Source organism: Streptomyces sp. NPDC002467, assembly GCF_042889825.1.
Taxonomy (GTDB): domain Bacteria; phylum Actinomycetota; class Actinomycetes; order Streptomycetales; family Streptomycetaceae; genus Streptomyces.
Genome location: NZ_JBIARJ010000020.1, coordinates 161,644 through 177,893, shown reverse-complemented (window position 1 = coordinate 177,893; position 16,250 = coordinate 161,644). Strand labels below are relative to the sequence as shown.

Sequence of the window (16,250 nt, the reverse complement as noted above, 5' to 3'; positions counted from 1 at the left end):
ACGGTCAGAGGAGGGAGCCACCGATGATTCTGCTCCGTCGCCTGCTGGGTGACGTGCTGCGTCGGCAGCGCCAGCGCCAGGGCCGTACTCTGCGCGAAGTCTCCTCGTCGGCCCGAGTTTCGCTCGGCTATCTCTCCGAGGTGGAGCGGGGGCAGAAGGAGGCATCCTCCGAGCTGCTCTCCGCGATCTGCGACGCGTTGGACGTACGGATGTCCGAGCTGATGCGCGAAGTCAGCGATGAACTGTCGCTGGCCGAGCTGGCACAGTCGGCCGCGGCAAGCGAACCGGTCACTGTGCCGGTACGCCCGATGCTCAATTCGGTCTCCATGACTTCGGTCACGGGTCCGGAGCGGGTGACCATCAAGGCGCCTGCGGAAGCGGTGAATGTCGTAGCCGCGTGAGCGAGCACGTCGATTTGTGAGTGTGGCCGGAGCCCCGGCCGGTGCGTCGAGCACCGGTCGGGGCTCCCGGTCGTTCTGGGTGCGGGCTCGCGGGGGGTGCGGGAGGATGGGGCCGTCCGGGTCCCGGCCCCTGGGAGGCAGCCGTGCGGCGGTTACCGCGACTGCCTGTGGCGTTGGCCCTCACGGTGGGGCTGCTGTGGTGGTGGGCCGTACTGCGCCTGGTCCTCGCGCCGGCGCAGGCCGGGCCCGTCGAGGGCGCGGTGGCCGTGGGCGGGTGGGGGCTGGGGCTGCTGCCGGTGCACTGTGTGCCGCGACCGGTGCGCAGGGCCCGGCCGGCGTCCGGTGCTGCCGAGGAGGCCGCTACCAGGGCATCGACACTCCACCGTTCGGCCGAAGGATCTGGCCGGTCATGAAGGACGAGGCGTCCGACGCCAGGTAGAGCACGGCCCGGGCGATGTCCTCCGGCTCGCCGACCCGGCGCAGCGGGGACATGCGGACCATCATCGCCTCGGTCTGTTCCTGCACCTCTGGGCTGTGCCGGGCGGTCATCGGGGTGCGGATCCAGCCGGGCGCGACCGCGTTGACCCGGATCCCGTGCGGGCCGGCCTCGGTGGCCAGGGTCTTCGTCAGTTGGACCACGGCGGCCTTGGAGGCGCTGTAGCAGAGCAGACCGGGCTGGGCGGCGTCCACGGCGCCGGAGGCCATGGTGACGATGGAACCGGGCCGGCCCGCCGCGATCATGGCGCGGGCAGCCTCCTGGCAGGTGCGCAGGACCCCCTTGAAGTTGACGTCGAGGACCCGGTCGAGATCCTCGTCGTCCGTCTCAAGGACGCTGCTGCTGTGCATGATCCCTGCGATGGCGGCGGCGATGTCGAGCGGGCCGGCCGCGGCGACGGCCGCGCGCAGCGCCGCCCGGTCGGTGACGTCGAGGGGGTGGACGGTGGCGGCGCCGCCGGCCTTGGAGGCGAGCTCGGCCGTTTCGGCGAGGCCCCCCTCGTCGCGGTCCGCGCAGTGCACGTGCGCGCCCGCGGCGGCGAGGAGGACGGCGGTGGCGCGGCCTATGCCGCCGGCGGCGCCGGTGACCAGGGCGGTGCGGCCGGTGAGGTCGTACGAGGTTGTGGGTGTGGGCATGCCGGGACCGTACGAGCGGATCTGACGGTGCGTCAACTAGGCGGTGGGGCCGGATTGGCAGCGCGGGCACCAGTACGTGGGTCGGCCGTCCTGCGGGGCCTCGCGGACGGGCGTGCCGCAGCGCAGGCAGGGGGCGTGCGTGCGCCCGTACACGAACAGCTCCTGGCCGGGGCGGCGGCTGCCGGTGGTGTTGCGGCGCCGGTGGGTCTCGCCGACGTTGGCGGCGAGCAGGCGGTGGGCGGCGGCGGCCAGTCGGGGGAGCGTGGTTTCGGGGTCGGGGAGGGCGGAGACCGGGGTCCAGGGGGTGACCTGGGCGAGGAAGCAGAGCTCGGCCTTGTAGATGTTGCCGATCCCGGCGAGGTTGCGCTGGTCCAGGAGGGCCTCGCCGAGGGGGCGCGCGGGGTCCGAGAGGAGGTTGGCGGCGGCGCGGGCGGGATCCCAGTCCGGGCCGAGCAGATCGGGCCCCAGGTGGCCCACGGCGCGGTCCTCCTCGGCGGTGCGGATCAGTTCCAGCACGGGCAGGCGGTAGCCGACCGCGGTGTGCTCGGCCGTGCCGAGGACCGCCCGGATCTCGTGGGCGGGGCCGCCGTGCCAGCGCTCGCCGACGGGGAACACGTGCCAGGCGCCGTCCATCCGGAGGTGGCTGTGCAGGGTGAGGCCGCCCTCGAAGCGGGCGAGGAGGTGCTTGCCGCGGGGCGTGACGCCGAGGGTGACGCGGCCGGTGAGGTCGGCGGTGGCGAAGCGGGGGACGCGCAGGTCGCTGCGGGTGAGGGGCTTCCCCGCGAGGGCCGCGTGCAGCCGGTCCGCGACGCGGCGGATGCTGTCTCCTTCGGGCATGCCCCCATTGTCCGCCCCCCGGCCGGGGCGGTGGGTTCGGCCAGGTGGGGGACGCGTTCGGGGCGGGCCCGCGCGTCCGGTGCCGGGCGGGGCGGATTCCTCGCGAGGCTCTGCGTACGGGGAGTCGCCGGCGCAGAACGGAGCATCCGCATGAAGGTCGCAGTTCTCGGGACCGGCGGTGGGGGTCGCGCGCACGCGGCCCGGCTGCTGGAGCTCGGACACCGGGTGTTCGTCGGCACCCGGGACAGGCAGGCCACCCTGGGCCGCTCCGAGCCCGACTTCATGGGCATCGACCCCTTCGGGCAGTGGGCCGCCGATTACCCGGACATCGAACTCATGGACTTCGACGCGGCCGCGGCCGGCGCCGACTTCGTCATCAACGGGATCGACGGCGCCAACGCGGTGCGCGTGCTCACCGGGATCGGCCGGCAACTGGCCGGCAAGACCCTGATGGACTTCGCCGTCCCGTTCGTCTACAACCCGGAGCAGGCCCACCCGTGGCCCACTCCGTGGGGGGTGATGCCCGCCCTGGACCCGGTGGACCACGACAGCCTGGGGGAGCGGATCCAGCGCGCCGTCCCCGCGGCCAGGGTGGTCAAGGCCTGCGTCACCCAGGAGCAGGGGACCGCAGTCGACCCGCGGTCCGTGGCGGGCGGCGACCACACGATGTTCGTGGCGGGCGACCACGACGACGCCAAGGCGGAGGTCACCGCCCTGCTGCGGTCCTACGGCTGGCAGGACGTGCTCGACCTCGGCCCGCTCGTCTGCTCGCGCGGCATGGAGATGTACTCGCACATGCACAGCGCGATCCAGTTCGCGCTCGGCGGCGCCCGGTTCGGCGTCAAGGTGATGCGCTGACGGGGAAGTCCGTCGGGGAAGTCCGTGCGCACGGGGGCGAGCCCCCGCGACGGGGTGCCGTCGCGGGGGCTCGCGGTGGGAGGACGGAGGCCCTGTCGGGCCGCCCCGTCACTTCCAGGTGAGCTCCTTGCCCTTGCTCATGTACGGGTTGTTCCAGTACTGGGCGCCGGACACCTTCGTCTGCGAGGAGGGGGCCAGCGCGATGGCGCATTCCTGCTGCGTCTGGCCGTTGGTGAAGCCCTTCGGCAGCGACTCCTCCTTGCACTTCTCGAACTTGCCGATGACCGAGACGCCCTGCGCCTCGCTGCCGTCCGCGAGCAGGCCCTTCATGTGGCTCACCGAGGTGAACGACAGGTCCACGGTGCCGACGTTCTTGACGGTGTAGCGCACGTAGTAGGGGATCATCCCCTTGACCTTGTCGCCGAGGTTGAGCGGCGCCAGGTCGGCGGGGTTGCCCTGCTCGACGGCGGTGACCGTCAGCGCGATGGTGCCGCCCTTGGTGTTGCCGGAGTCGAACGGGACCGTCGCGGTCTCGCCGATCTTGAAGGCCTGGCCGGGCTTCGCCGCGGCACCGGCCGCACCGCCCGCGCCACCCGTGCCCTCGTTGTAGCCGGCGGAGGGGCTGGCCGCGCCGCCCGGGGCCTCGCTGTAGCCGCCGGCCGAGGGACTGGCCGGGGCGCCCGCCGGGGCGGACGAACTCGGCGCGGCCGCGTCCTCGTTGCCGTTCTTGCAGCCCGTCAGGGCCATGGTGCCGGCGACCGCGAGACCGACGGCGACCAGGGTGGACTTGCGCATGCTGATGCTGCTCACTTTTCTTCTCCCCCATGACTGTGCATCATCAACGTGATGCCTGTGATCATCTTTGTAAGGGATGAATAAGCGCCTCGGCCAGTCCGGGAGTCGGTCGGCGACGGTCCTGTGACATGCCCAAGACATTCGAAGCCCTCCCGATACCCGACGGCCGCGGTCGGACGCCGTCACGAGCGCATGCGCAGCCCTCTCGGGGTGGCGTGGAAACCGGCCGACTCCAGGGCGGGCCCCAAGGGGGACGTCAGGGAGGCCGCGGCGTTGATCCGCTCCACCGTGAGGGCCGGGAGCGTGCCGGCGCGGGATGCCGCGGCGAGCGCCGCCAACGCGGCCTCCAGACGGGCGTCGGAGGGCTCCGGCCACGCCAACAGGGTCTTCCCGCCCCGCTCCAGATACAGGATCAGCTCACCGTCCACCAGGACCACCAGGGAACCCGCCTTCCGGCCCGGCTTGTGACTCGCCCCGCCGGGCGGCTCCGGCCACGGCAGGGCCGCACCGTACGCGTTCGCCGGATCGGCCGCGGCCAGCACCACCGCGGCCAGCGGGGGCGGCGTGCGCTCGGCAGCACGGAGCCGGTCCACCGCGCCGTCCATCGCGAACTGGGCCGCGCCCAGCCCCTCGACCACGTACCCCCGCCGGGCCTGCCCGCTGTCCTCGAACGCGGACAGGACGCGGTACACCGCGCTGAAGCCGCCTTCCACGCCCTCCGCCGCGACCGCGCCCCGGGTCACCACCCCGTGGCGGTCCAGCAGGGTGCGCGCCAGGGCGTGGGCCCGGTGCGTCGGATCGGGGGCCTGGGACGGCAGCAGCGACCAGCGGCCCGAGACCGTGGGCGGGCCCGTACGGGACACCGTCGCGCTCAGCGTGCCGTACCGGCCGCGCGGCACCGTCCGCCGGGCCCGGTGGGCCGTCGAGCCCGCGGTGCGGCCCGAGCCCAGCAGCGAACGCAGCGGGGCCAGCGTGTCGTTGGTGAGCCGGCCCGACCAGGCCAGGTCCCAGACGGCCGAGGAGAGGTCCAGGTCCGAGGCCTCGGGATGCCGGTCGCGGACCATCTGGGAGAGCTGGCGGAAGAACAGCCCGTACCCACCGTCCAGGGCGTCCAGCACGGCCTGGTGCAGCGGGCCCACCTCCAGCGGGTGCGGCGGCGGCAGGAGCAGAGGCGCCGCCTCCGCCAGGTAGAGGGAGACCCAGCCGTCCTTGCCCGGCAGGGACCCCGCGCCCGCCCAGACCACCTCGCCGCTGGTCGTCAGCTCGTCCAGCAGGGCCGGCGAGTACCCCGCGACCCGCGACGGAAGGATCAGCCGCTCCAGCGCGGACGCCGGAACCGGGGCGCCCTGCAACTGCTCGACCGCCCGCGCCAGGCCGTCGATACCGCGCAGGGCGCCACCCAGGTGCTGCCACTGCGGCAGGAACGTGGCCAGCGAGGTCGGCGGAACGGGCTCCACCTCCTGCCGCAACGCCGCCAGCGAACGCCGCCGGAGCCTGCGCAACACCGCCGCGTCGCACCACTCCTGCCCGATGCCCGCCGGATGGAACTCGCCCTGGACCACCCGACCCGCCGCCGCGAGCCGGTTCAGGGCGCCCTCCGTCACCGCAGGACCCAGCCCGAAGCGCGCGGCGACCGCGGCCGTGGTGAACGGCCCGTGCGTGCGCGCGTACCGGGCCAGCAGATCGCCCAACGGATCCTTCACCGGCTCGGTGAACGCCTCCGGGACGCCCACCGGAAGCGCCGTGCCCAGAGCGTCCCGCAGCCGGCCCGCGTCCTCGACCGCCGCCCAGTGGTCGACGCCGCCGATCCGGACCCGGATCGCGCGCCGGGCCGCCGCCAGGCCCGGGGCCCAGTCCGGATCCGCGCCCCGCTCCGCCAGCCCGTCGTCGGTGAGGGGACCCAGCAGCCGCAACAGGTCGGCCACCGACTCGGCGTCCTTGGCCCGCCGGTCCTCGGTGAGCCACTGCAGCTCCCGCTCCAGCTCCTCCAGCACCTGCGCGTCGAGCAGCTCGCGCAGCTCCGCCTGCCCCAGCAGCTCCGCCAGGAGCCGGGAGTCCAACGACAGCGCCGCCGCCCTGCGCTCGGCGAGCGGCGAGTCACCCTCGTACAGGAACTGGGCCACGTACCCGAAGAGCAGGGAACGCGCGAAGGGCGACGGCTCCGGAGTGGTGACCTCCACCAACCGGACCCGCCGCGCCTCGATGTCACCCATCAACTCGGTCAGGCCGGGCACGTCGAAGACGTCCTGGAGGCACTCCCGTACGGCCTCCAGCACGATCGGGAAGGAACCGAACTCCGAAGCCACCTGGAGCAGCTGCGACGCGCGCTGCCGCTGCTGCCACAGCGGGGTCCGCTTGCCGGGACTGCGGCGCGGCAGCAGCAGGGCGCGCGCCGCGCACTCGCGGAACCGCGAGGCGAACAGGGCGGAGCCGCCCACCTGATCCGTGACGATCTGATTGACGTCACCGTGGTCGAAGGCGACGTCGGCGGCGCCGAGGGGGGCCTGCTCGTCGTCGAACTCGAACGAAGCGGAAGCGGAAGGATCGTGGTCCAGGAGGTCCATGGACAGCAGGTCCGCATCCGGCAGGCGCAGCACGATCCCGTCGTCCGCGTGCATCACCTGCGCGTCCATGCCGTACTTCTCGGCGAGCCGGGCGCCCAGCGCCAACGCCCAGGGAGCGTGCACCTGCGCGCCGAACGGGGAGTGGACGACGACCCGCCAGTCGCCCAGCTCGTCGCGGAAACGCTCCACCACGATCGTCCGGTCGTCCGGCACGTGCCCGCACGCCTCGCGCTGCTCGGTCAGGTACGCCAGCACGTTCTCCGCGGCCCAGGCGTCCAGACCGGCAGCCAGCAGCCGCAGCCGCGCGTCCTCGTCCGACAGGCCGCCCAGCTCGCGCAGGAACGCACCGACCGCGCGACCCAGTTCGAGCGGGCGACCCAGCTGGTCGCCCTTCCAGAACGGCAACCGGCCCGGCACCCCGGGGGCCGGCGTCACCAGCACCCGGTCACGGGTGATGTCCTCGATCCGCCACGAGGTGGTGCCCAGCGTGAAGACGTCACCGACGCGCGACTCGTAGACCATCTCCTCGTCGAGCTCGCCGACCCGGCCGCCGCCCTTCTTCGGATCGGAACCCGCCAGGAACACCCCGAACAGGCCGCGGTCCGGGATGGTGCCGCCGGAGGTGACCGCGAGGCGCTGGGCCCCCGGCCGGCCCGTGACCGTCCCCGCCACCCGGTCCCACACCACCCGCGGTCGCAGCTCGGCGAACGCGTCCGACGGATAGCGGCCCGCCAGCATGTCCAGGACCGCCGTGAACGCCGACTCCGGCAGCGCCGCGAACGGGGCCGCCCGGCGCACCAGCGCGAGCAGGTCGTCCAACTGCCAGGTGTCCATCGCGGTCATCGCGACCAACTGCTGCGCGAGGACGTCGAGCGGGTTGGACGGAATGCGCAGCGACTCGATCGAACCGGTGCGCATCCGCTCGGTGACCACCGCGGCCTGCACCAGGTCGCCCCGGTACTTGGGGAACACCACCCCCGTGGAGACCGCGCCGACCTGGTGCCCGGCCCGGCCCACCCGCTGGAGCCCGGAAGCCACCGAGGGCGGGGACTCCACCTGCACCACCAGGTCCACCGCACCCATGTCGATGCCCAGTTCCAGACTGGAGGTGGCGACCACGGCGGGCAGCCGGCCCGCCTTCAGGTCCTCCTCCACCAGGGCCCGCTGCTCCTTGGAGACCGAACCGTGGTGCGCGCGCGCCAGCAGCGGCGGCGCGCCGAGCGCCGCACCCGACTGCGCCATGACCTCGGCCGGCGGCGCCCCCTCCGGCAGGCGCTCGCCCATCGCCCGCTCGTACCCGATCTCGTTCAGCCGGTTGCACAGCCGCTCCGCGAGACGGCGGGAGTTGGCGAACACGATCGTCGAACGGTGCGCCTGCACCAGATCCGCGATGCGCTCCTCCACATGCGGCCAGATCGACGGCTTGTCCCCGCCCTCCTTGCCCTCGCTCGCCGGGGAACCACCCAACTCGCCCATGTCCTGCACCGGGACGACCACCGACAGGTCGAACTCCTTCGCGGACGGGGGCTGGACGATCTCCACCTTGCCGCGCGGCGCCAGGTACCGGGCCACCTCGTCCACCGGACGGACCGTCGCCGACAAGCCGATCCGGCGGGCCGGGCGCGGCAACAGCTCGTCCAAACGCTCCAAGGACAACGCCAGGTGCGCCCCGCGCTTCGTCCCCGCGACGGCGTGGACCTCGTCCAGGATCACCGTCTCGATGCCGGCGAGCGCCTCGCGCGCCGACGACGTCAGCATCAGGAACAGCGACTCGGGCGTCGTGATCAGGATGTCCGGCGGGCGGGTGGCCAGCGCCCGGCGCTCGGCGGGCGGCGTGTCGCCCGAACGGATCCCGACCCGGATCTCCGGCTCGGGCAGCCCCAGCCGCACCGACTCCTGCCGGATCCCCGTCAGCGGACTGCGCAGATTGCGCTCCACGTCCACGGCCAGCGCCTTCAGCGGCGACACGTACAACACCCGGCAGCGCTTGCGCGCCTCGGCCGGCGGCGGGGTCGAGGCCAGCTGGTCGAGCGCGGCGAGGAACGCGGCCAGCGTCTTCCCGGAGCCGGTGGGCGCCACGACGAGCACGTCCGACCCCTCCGAGATGGCCCGCCAGGCGCCCTCCTGCGCGGAGGTCGGCCTGACGAAGGCCCCCGTGAACCAGGAGCGGGTCGCGGGGGAGAACGAATCGAGCGCGGAGCCGGACATGCCCCCATCGTGCACCCCGCCACTGACAACCGGCCGGACCTGGGAAAACACCCCCGCCGGGCGAGGCGCAGAATGGGGGGATGGGGACGGACGCGGACGAGGGACGCCGGGAGTGGGCCAGGCACTGGCAGTACCCGGAGCTGCCCGGACTGGACCTGCTGCGCGCCCATTACGTCCGCCACACCTTCCCCCGCCACGCGCACGACGGGTACGTCATCGCGGCCGTCACCGGCGGCATCGAGGAGATAGGCCTCCCCGGCCACGTACTGCGCGCCGGGCCGGGCAGCGTGGTCCTGATCAACCCCGAGGTGGCGCACACCGCACGCGCCGGGGTCCCCGAGGGCTGGGCGTACTCCACCCTCTACCCCTCCCGCGAGCTGATCGCCGAGGTCGCCGCCGAGATCGGCACCCTGCGCGGCACACCCGGCTTCACCGCCGACATGGTCACCGACCCGCAGGCCTCGCGGACGATCACCGAGGTGCACCGGGCCGCCGAGTCCGGGAACGCGCTGGCCGCCGACACGATGCTGCGGGGCGTGGTCGCGCGGATGCTGACCCGGCACGCCGGACCCCTGCCGGCCCGCACGGTCCGCGGCACGGGCGGCGCCGACGCGGAGACCGCCCGGGCCGTCCTGGAGGACCGCATGGCCGACCCGCCCTCCCTGGAACAGCTGGCGGCCGAACTGGGCACCAGCCCCTTCGCCCTGCTCCGGGCCTTCCGGGACCGCTACGGAATGCCGCCGCACACCTGGCTCACCGACGCCCGCGTCCGCCGGGCCCGCCGGCTCCTCGACGGGGGCACCCCGCCCGCCGAGGCGGCCGTGACCGTCGGCTTCACCGACCAGCCGCACCTGAACCGACACTTCACCCGCATCGTGGGAGTCCCACCGGGCGCCTACCGGCGGGAGCGCGCCGGCCGGACCCCGCCCGAAGCCACCGGGGCCGAGGCCCCGCGCGCAAGAACGTACAAGACCACCCGGCCCGCCCCCGCCTAGTTTCGTGGCGTGGGAGACCAGACGATGATCGAAGAGCAGGACACGCACCGGACGGCGCCGCCCGTCGCGCGGCCGCGGGCGGCCGTGATCAGGGACGCACTCGGCGTCGGAGTGGCCGTCGGCCTGTCCGGGTTCGCCTTCGGCGTGACCGCCGCCGGGGCAGGGATCAGCACCCTCCAGGCCTGCGCGCTCAGCCTGCTCGTCTTCACGGGCGCCTCCCAGTTCGCGCTGGTCGGGGCGCTGGCCGCGGGCGGGAACCCCTTCACCGCCGCCGCCGGGGCCTTCTTCCTCGGCACCCGGAACGCCTTCTACGGCCTGAGGCTGTCGCAGCTGCTCGCGCTGCCCCGCGCGGCACGGCCCTTCGCCGCGCACTGGGTGATCGACGAGACCACCGCCGTGGCACTCGCGCAGCAGGACCGCAGGTCGGCCCGGCTCGGCTTCGGCGTCACGGGGCTCGCCCTCTACGTGCTGTGGAACCTCACCACCCTGCTCGGCGCGCTCGGCGCCGAGGCCATCGGCGACACCGACGCGTGGGGACTGGACGCCGCCGGGCCCGCCGTGTTCCTCGCCCTCCTCGCACCGATGCTGAAGACCTCCACCGAGCGGGCCGTCGCCGCCCTCGCACTGGTCCTCGGACTCGGGTTCCTGCCCGTGCTCCCCGCCGGGGTCCCCGTGCTGATCGCGGCCCTCGCCGCCCCCGTCGTGCTCTGGATGAAGGGACGCCGCTCGTGAACGGCATGAACGTGTGGATCGCCATCGGGATCACCGTCCTCGGCTGCTACGCCGTCAAGCTCGCCGGACTCCTCGTCCCCGCCGGAGCCCTGGAACGGCCCCTGGTCCGCAAGCTCAGCGCACTGCTGCCGGTCGCGCTGCTCGCCGCGCTCACCGCCCAGCAGACCTTCGCCACCGGGCACGAACTCGTCCTCGACGCACGGGCCGCAGGGCTCGCCGCCGCCGGACTCGCACTGCTGCTGCGGGCCCCCTTCCTGATCGTGGTCGCGGCCGCCGTCGTCGTCACCGCGGGCGTCCGGGCCCTGGGCGGCTGACCTGCGCCGGCAGGCGCCCGTACGCCCGCAACGTCAGCAGGGCCTCCAACGTGGCGATCGGCCGCCGCTCCAGCGAGCTGCCCGGCGCCCAGGCCCTGCGACGCACCGGCCAGCCCCCGTCCGGCTGCTGCTCGGCCGCCAGGAAGTCCAGCGAGCGCCGCACCTCCTCCTCGGTGAACCAGCCCCGCGCCAGCGACTCGGGCCGCCGCGCGTAGTCGTACGGGAACAACCGCTCGCCCGGCGCGCAACCGGGCGCGAGCGGGTACTCCTCGCACCGCCCCGGATCCAGCACGGCCAGCCCCCGCTCGCGCACCAGTCGCCCGAGCCGGTCCGCGGCCGCCGCCGCGCGGGCCCGGTCTGGCGCGCCGTCCAGGAAGGCCACCGCGCCCTGGAGCTCGTACGGATGCGCGTGGCGCAGGTTCTCGACCCGGTCCCAGCAGAAGTCCGTGGCCCGGAAGAGCCACGCGTGCCAGACCCGGTTGCGGTGCAGCACCCCGACCACCGGGCCCGTGGTCAGCAGCTCGCCCGGCGGATCGTCGTGCACCGGGTGGTACGGCGCCGCCGGGTAGCAGCGCGGGGCGGGGACGGTCACCGGAAGCGCACCCTCCGGGGTGGACACCCGGGTCAGGTGGAGGCAGAGCCGCTCGATGCGCTGCCCGCCGCACCGACCCAGGCTGTCCAGCACCCGCAGCGCGTGGGCCGTGTGCAGGGGCTGGCTGAGCGGGCCGCGCAGATCCGGATCGAGCGCGTGGCCGTAGCCGCCGTCGCCGTTCAGGTACGAGCCGAGGGCGGTGTCCACCGCGTCGGCGTCCCCGCCGAGGAAGTGGAACGCGAACCGCCGCTGCTCCAGGACCCGGGCCGTGAGCCAGATGAACTGCTCGGCGCGGGCCAGCGGGGTCGGCGAGGTCGGTGAGGTCGGTGAGGTCGCTGAAGGACCTTCGTCTCCGGGCATGCGTGCAAGGTAGGACGCCGTGACGCACGGCGGAGGGACGAACGCGGCCGGTGCACTCTCCCGGGGCGGGATACTGGGGGCATGCGGTTGACGATTTTCTGGGAGCGGATGGCGGAGCACTTCGGCGAGGGCTACGCCGACTCCTTCGCGCGGGACCACGTCATGACGGAGCTCGGCGGGCGGACCGTCCACCAGGCGCTGGACGCGGGATGGGAGACCAAGGACGTGTGGCGCGCCGTGTGCTCGGCGATGGACGTACCGGCCTCCCTGCGCTGACCCCCCGGGGCTCCGCCGGGCACGCCCGGGGCGCCGGCCGGGGCCCGAAGGCCGCCGTTTCGTGGTCAGGGCCGACCGTGGGCCAGACTTGGCCGGGTGGCAGCCACCGAAGACACGACCGATCAGCCCCCAGGCGCCGAGGGCGCGCCCCCGCCCGGGCGGGCGGAGCCGACCGCACCGGCCGCCGTCCCGGAGGGCACCGACGGCCCCGCCGACGCGCACGCCGAGCACCCCCGCATGCCAGGACCGCGGGGCAGCGCCGCCGGGGACGGCAGCCGGGTCCCACCCGCCACCCCCGCCGGAGCCGACGCGCGGATGCCGCGCTGGCTGCCGCGAGCCGTGGTCCTCGTACTGGCCCTCGTCGCCTGTTTCCAGCTCGGCAGCTGGGCCTTCCACCAGCTGATCGGGCTGCTCGTCAACATCCTGATCGCGTTCTTCCTCGCGCTCGCGATCGAGCCCGCCGTCGCACGCATGGCGGCCCGCGGCATGCGCCGCGGGCTCGCCACCTTCCTGGTGTTCCTCGGAGTGTTCGTCGCCGCCGTCGGATTCCTCGCCCTGCTCGGCTCCATGCTCGCCGGGCAGATCGTCGAGATGGTCGAGGGCTTCCCCCGCTACCTCGACTCGGTGATCGACTCGATCAACTCCACCTTCCACACCGAGCTCTCCCGGCTGGAGATCCAGGAGAGCCTGCTGCGCTCCGACTGGCTGCGCAAGTACGTGCAGAACAGCGCGACCGGCGTGCTCGACGTGTCCGCCACCGTGCTCGGCGGACTCTTCAAGCTGCTGACGATCGGGCTCTTCTCCTTCTACTTCGCCGCCGACGGACCGAGGCTGCGGCGCGCGCTGTGCTCCGTACTGCCGCCCGCGAAGCAGTCCGAGGTGCTGCGCGCCTGGGAGATCGCCGTCGCCAAGACCGGCGGCTACCTCTACTCGCGCGGGCTGATGGCACTGATCTCCGGCATCGCCCACTACATCGTGCTGGTCGTCCTCGGGGTGCCGTACGCGCCCGCGCTCGCGGTGTGGGTGGGACTGGTCTCCCAGTTCATCCCCACCATCGGCACCTATCTGGCGGGCGCGCTGCCGATGCTGATCGCCTTCACCGTCAATCCCTGGTACGCGCTGTACGTCCTCGGATTCGTGGTGGTCTACCAGCAGTTCGAGAACTACATGCTCCAGCCGAAGCTGACCTCGCGCACCGTCGACATCCACCCGGCGGTGGCCTTCGGATCGGTCATCGCGGGCACCGCCCTGCTGGGCGCGGTCGGGGCGCTCATCGCGATCCCGGCCGTCGCCACGTTGCAGGCCTTCCTCGGGGCGTACGTGAAGCGGTACGAGCTGACGGAGGGAGCGGCCGCCGCTACGGAGCGTCCGAGCCGCCGAGTACGGATTCCAGGGCTTCGGTGACGGCCGCCTCGACGGCGTCCTTCCGCAGGCCGAGGCCGCTGAGCGGACCCTCGCCGTTCTCCTGCTCCAGCAGCGCGAGCAGGACGTGCTCGGTGCCGACGTAGGAGTGGCCCAGGCGCAGGGCCTCGCGGAAGGTGAGCTCCAAGGCCTTCTTCGCGGACGCGTCGAAGGGGATGAGGGCGGGGAGGTCCTCCTGGCGCGGGGGCAGCGCGGCCGTCGCGGCGGCGCGCACGTCCTGCTCCGCGACGTCCTGGGAGCGCAGGGCGAGGGCGGCGAGACCCTCGGGCTCGGCGAGCAGGCCCAGGATCAGGTGCGCCGTGCCGATCTCGGGGCTGCCGGCCGTGCGGGCCTCGTTCTGCGAGGTCACGACGACGTTGCGGGCGCGGGGGGTGAAGCGGCCGAAGCCCGCGCTGGGGTCGAGGGCCGCGTCGCCCTCCTTGTCGGCCTTGGGGACGAAGCGCTTCTGGGCGGCCTGGCGGGTGACGCCCATGCTGCGGCCGATGTCGGTCCAGGAGGCGCCGGAGCGCCGGGCCTGGTCCACGAAGTGGCCGATGAGGTGGTCGGCGACCTCCCCGAGCGCCTCGGCGGCGACGACCGCGTCGCTGAGTTGCTCCAAGGGGTCGGTGTGGACCTTGTTGATGGCCGCGATCAGATCGTCGAGGCGTACCGGATTGGTCATGCGAACGGGTTCCACCGAAGGGTTCGTCATGAGTGCAACCCTAGGTTGACAGTCGAATGACTGTCAACCGTTGGTTGTCACTTCGTGGTCGGTACGCGATCGGGAGCCCGCGGTGCCATGCTGAAGCGGGACACGGAGGCCGGAGGCCGAGATGGGGTTCTACGGAGAGCGGATCCTGCCGCGGATCATCGACCTCGCCTGCGGTGTCAAGCAGGCGGGGCCGCTGCGGCGCCGGGTCTGCGAAGGCCTGCGCGGCGAGGTCGTCGAGATCGGATTCGGCTCGGGACACAACGTCCCGTTCTATCCGCCGGAAGTGACGGGCGTGGCCGCCGTCGAACCCTCCGACCTCGGGTGGAAGTTGGCCGCCGACCGCGTGGGGGCCTCGCGGATCCCGGTGCGCCGGGCCGGACTCGACGGGCAGTCACTTCCCTTCGGGGACGACACCTTCGACGCCGCCCTGTGCACCTGGACCCTGTGCACCGTCCCCGATCCCGGAGCGGCCCTGCGGGAGTTGCGGCGCGTGCTGAAGCCCGGCGGGACCCTGCACTTCGTCGAGCACGGCCTCGCCCCGCAGGCGGACCCGCGCGTACGCGACTGGCAACGACGCCTGGAACCGCTCAACAAGCGGCTCCTCGGTGGCTGTCACCTCACCCGGCCGACCGTCGACATGCTGGAGGCGGCCGGGTTCACGATCACGGCGCTCGACGTCTTCTACGAGGAGGGCGCGCCGAAACCCATGGGCGCGGCCTCCCTCGGAACCGCGCTCTCCTCCTGACCCGGAGGGCCGGACGGCCGCCGCTTCACAACATCCGGACCTCGGCCTCCGGGAGCTTGGTCCACCAGTGGTGGTAGCGGCTGTAGACCGCCGGCTCGCGCTCGCCGAGGAAGGCCGTCAGGGCCAGGGCCTCCTCCGCGAGCCCGTCCCAGACGGCCGGCGGGAGCGGACGGAACGCCGTGGCCTCGACGCCGCGTTCCGTCGGACGCCACACGCCCGCGACACGGCCGTCCACCAGCAGGGTGGGCAGCACGTCGCCGTTGCGCCGGATCACCAGCGGGCGGTACTCCGGGGGTATCAACCGGCCGCGGTCGGCGTACGCCAGCAGGACGCTGTCCCACATCGCCATGAGCCGGGGCGGGGCGGGGGTCTCGGCGTGGGGCCGGAGGGCGCCCGGAAGGTCGTACAACGTCACGCCGTCCGGCCCCCGGAGCTCCTCGACGGCGCCGGCCAGGGCGCGGAGCGCCGCGCGGACGGGCGCACGCTGCACCATGGCGAACTGCGCCACGTCCGCGACGGAGGCGGGCCCGAACCCCGCCAGGTAGCGCAGGACCAGGGTGCGCAGCGCGTACGGGTCCACGGCCCGGCCCGCGGGAACGTCCGAGGGGGAGGCCCCGGACGGGTCGGCCGCGACGAAGGACGGGCGGTCGCCGAACGACCAGGGCGTGCCCGTCGGGGCGTGGTGCAGCGGCGCGTACCCCTTCAGCCCCCACCACGCCGCGTCCTTCCGTTCCGCGCCGACCCGCTCCTCGGTCCACGCCTGCATCCGCGCCGAGGTCCGCGGCTCCCGGGCGAAGGCCAGCAGGTCCGGGAGGAGCGCGTCGGCGTCCGCGGGGGTCAGCCCGGCGGCGGCGAAGCGGCCGCCGAGCCGGGAGGCGTACAACGTGGGCCGCATCGCGGCCCGGAAGGCCGGGTAGTCCTCGGTGTGCACGGCGTGCAGCGTGATCCGCATCAGGGTCGCCTTGACCGCCGACCGCCCGGAGAAGGCGGCGTCGAGTTCGGCGGCGGTGAACCCGGCGAGCCGGTTCCACAGGGCGATGTAGGGCGAGGCGGGGTGCTGGGCCTGGAGGGCGACCACGCGCCGCAGCCCTTCGGGAACGGACAGTGGCTCACGCTCCAGCAGCAGCTGGCGGCCGAGGGTGGCCCGGTTGAGTTCGCGCTCGCTGATGATCACAGGCCTGGATTCTGCCCTGTGGTGCCGTCCGCCGGTGCCGGCGTGGCGCGCTTGACAGGGAAATCGAACATCCATTCTGATGGGTTATCCACAGCCGAACCGGTCGTGGAGGCGCATTGTCAGTGGCAGGCATTAGCGTCAATGGCGTGAAGCGA

General features: G+C 73.6%; 16 protein-coding genes. 9 read left to right on the top strand and 7 right to left on the bottom strand.

Translation table 11 applies throughout. The features are described from left to right. Window positions 1-23: 23 nt before the first annotated feature. Together ACFYYJ_RS33370 and ACFYYJ_RS33365 are read left to right on the top strand one after the other, a co-directional pair. Window positions 24-401, top strand: coding sequence for a helix-turn-helix domain-containing protein (locus ACFYYJ_RS33370; protein ID WP_385130129.1), 378 nt, complete (start codon window positions 24-26; stop codon window positions 399-401). 143 nt (window positions 402-544) lie between these two features. Next, window positions 545-814 (top strand): hypothetical protein, encoded by a 270-nt coding sequence (locus ACFYYJ_RS33365; RefSeq protein ID WP_385130127.1) that lies wholly within the window; start codon window positions 545-547, stop codon window positions 812-814. Here the strand turns inward: ACFYYJ_RS33365 and ACFYYJ_RS33360 are convergent. Then, on the bottom strand, window positions 762-1,532 hold the full coding sequence (locus ACFYYJ_RS33360) for an SDR family NAD(P)-dependent oxidoreductase (RefSeq protein WP_389137887.1): 771 nt from the start codon (window positions 1,530-1,532) through the stop codon (window positions 762-764). The two genes, ACFYYJ_RS33365 and ACFYYJ_RS33360, sit on opposite strands and share 53 nt — an antisense overlap. A gap of 36 nt (window positions 1,533-1,568) precedes the next feature. Further along, complete coding sequence (locus ACFYYJ_RS33355) at window positions 1,569-2,369, bottom strand: Fpg/Nei family DNA glycosylase (RefSeq protein WP_389137885.1); 801 nt, start codon at window positions 2,367-2,369, stop codon at window positions 1,569-1,571. A 150-nt stretch (window positions 2,370-2,519) separates the two neighbouring features. Here ACFYYJ_RS33355 and ACFYYJ_RS33350 point away from each other — a divergent pair, with 150 nt between their 5' ends. Further along, the gene (locus ACFYYJ_RS33350; RefSeq protein ID WP_385130123.1) at window positions 2,520-3,227 is read left to right on the top strand and encodes an NADPH-dependent F420 reductase; all 708 of its coding nucleotides are present in this window, start codon (window positions 2,520-2,522) and stop codon (window positions 3,225-3,227) included. 108 nt (window positions 3,228-3,335) lie between these two features. Here ACFYYJ_RS33350 and ACFYYJ_RS33345 read toward each other — a convergent pair whose 3' ends face one another. Together ACFYYJ_RS33345 and ACFYYJ_RS33340 are read right to left on the bottom strand one after the other, a co-directional pair. Further along, window positions 3,336-4,037, bottom strand: a complete 702-nt coding sequence (locus ACFYYJ_RS33345; protein WP_385130122.1) for a hypothetical protein — start codon at window positions 4,035-4,037, stop codon at window positions 3,336-3,338. Between the two features lie 167 nt (window positions 4,038-4,204). Next, complete coding sequence (locus ACFYYJ_RS33340; RefSeq protein ID WP_389137883.1) at window positions 4,205-8,794, bottom strand: ATP-dependent helicase; 4,590 nt, start codon at window positions 8,792-8,794, stop codon at window positions 4,205-4,207. 80 nt (window positions 8,795-8,874) lie between these two features. Here ACFYYJ_RS33340 and ACFYYJ_RS33335 point away from each other — a divergent pair, with 80 nt between their 5' ends. Genes ACFYYJ_RS33335 through ACFYYJ_RS33325 form a run of 3 tightly spaced genes read left to right on the top strand, consistent with a single transcriptional unit; the run spans window position 8,875 to window position 10,835 of the window. Further along, a complete protein-coding gene (locus tag ACFYYJ_RS33335) occupies window positions 8,875-9,789 on the top strand; it encodes an AraC family transcriptional regulator (RefSeq protein WP_389137881.1) in 915 nt (304 codons plus the stop codon). Window positions 9,790-9,813: 24 nt separating this feature from the next. Further along, window positions 9,814-10,521: an AzlC family ABC transporter permease gene (locus ACFYYJ_RS33330; protein WP_385130148.1), complete on the top strand. Its 708-nt coding sequence runs from the start codon at window positions 9,814-9,816 to the stop codon at window positions 10,519-10,521. Between the two features lie 5 nt (window positions 10,522-10,526). After that, window positions 10,527-10,835: an AzlD domain-containing protein gene (locus ACFYYJ_RS33325; protein ID WP_385130146.1), complete on the top strand. Its 309-nt coding sequence runs from the start codon at window positions 10,527-10,529 to the stop codon at window positions 10,833-10,835. On the opposite strand, the gene ACFYYJ_RS33320 is transcribed toward ACFYYJ_RS33325, so the two are convergent. Continuing rightward, window positions 10,804-11,787, bottom strand: coding sequence for a hypothetical protein (locus ACFYYJ_RS33320; RefSeq protein WP_389137879.1), 984 nt, complete (start codon window positions 11,785-11,787; stop codon window positions 10,804-10,806). The two genes, ACFYYJ_RS33325 and ACFYYJ_RS33320, sit on opposite strands and share 32 nt — an antisense overlap. A gap of 81 nt (window positions 11,788-11,868) precedes the next feature. Between ACFYYJ_RS33320 and ACFYYJ_RS33315 the strand changes: the two genes are divergently transcribed. After that, a complete protein-coding gene (locus tag ACFYYJ_RS33315; protein ID WP_030010745.1) occupies window positions 11,869-12,063 on the top strand; it encodes a DUF3046 domain-containing protein in 195 nt (64 codons plus the stop codon). 237 nt (window positions 12,064-12,300) lie between these two features. Then, window positions 12,301-13,467, top strand: coding sequence for an AI-2E family transporter (locus tag ACFYYJ_RS33310; protein ID WP_389137899.1), 1,167 nt, complete (start codon window positions 12,301-12,303; stop codon window positions 13,465-13,467). Here the strand turns inward: ACFYYJ_RS33310 and ACFYYJ_RS33305 are convergent. Further along, window positions 13,421-14,176, bottom strand: a complete 756-nt coding sequence (locus ACFYYJ_RS33305) for a Clp protease N-terminal domain-containing protein (RefSeq protein ID WP_385130114.1) — start codon at window positions 14,174-14,176, stop codon at window positions 13,421-13,423. The two genes, ACFYYJ_RS33310 and ACFYYJ_RS33305, sit on opposite strands and share 47 nt — an antisense overlap. A gap of 121 nt (window positions 14,177-14,297) precedes the next feature. Between ACFYYJ_RS33305 and ACFYYJ_RS33300 the strand changes: the two genes are divergently transcribed. Continuing rightward, window positions 14,298-14,921, top strand: a complete 624-nt coding sequence (locus ACFYYJ_RS33300; protein WP_389137876.1) for a class I SAM-dependent methyltransferase — start codon at window positions 14,298-14,300, stop codon at window positions 14,919-14,921. Window positions 14,922-14,946: 25 nt separating this feature from the next. Here the strand turns inward: ACFYYJ_RS33300 and ACFYYJ_RS33295 are convergent, their stop codons facing one another. Then, on the bottom strand, window positions 14,947-16,095 hold the full coding sequence (locus tag ACFYYJ_RS33295; protein WP_389137874.1) for a winged helix DNA-binding domain-containing protein: 1,149 nt from the start codon (window positions 16,093-16,095) through the stop codon (window positions 14,947-14,949). Window positions 16,096-16,250 lie beyond the last annotated feature (155 nt).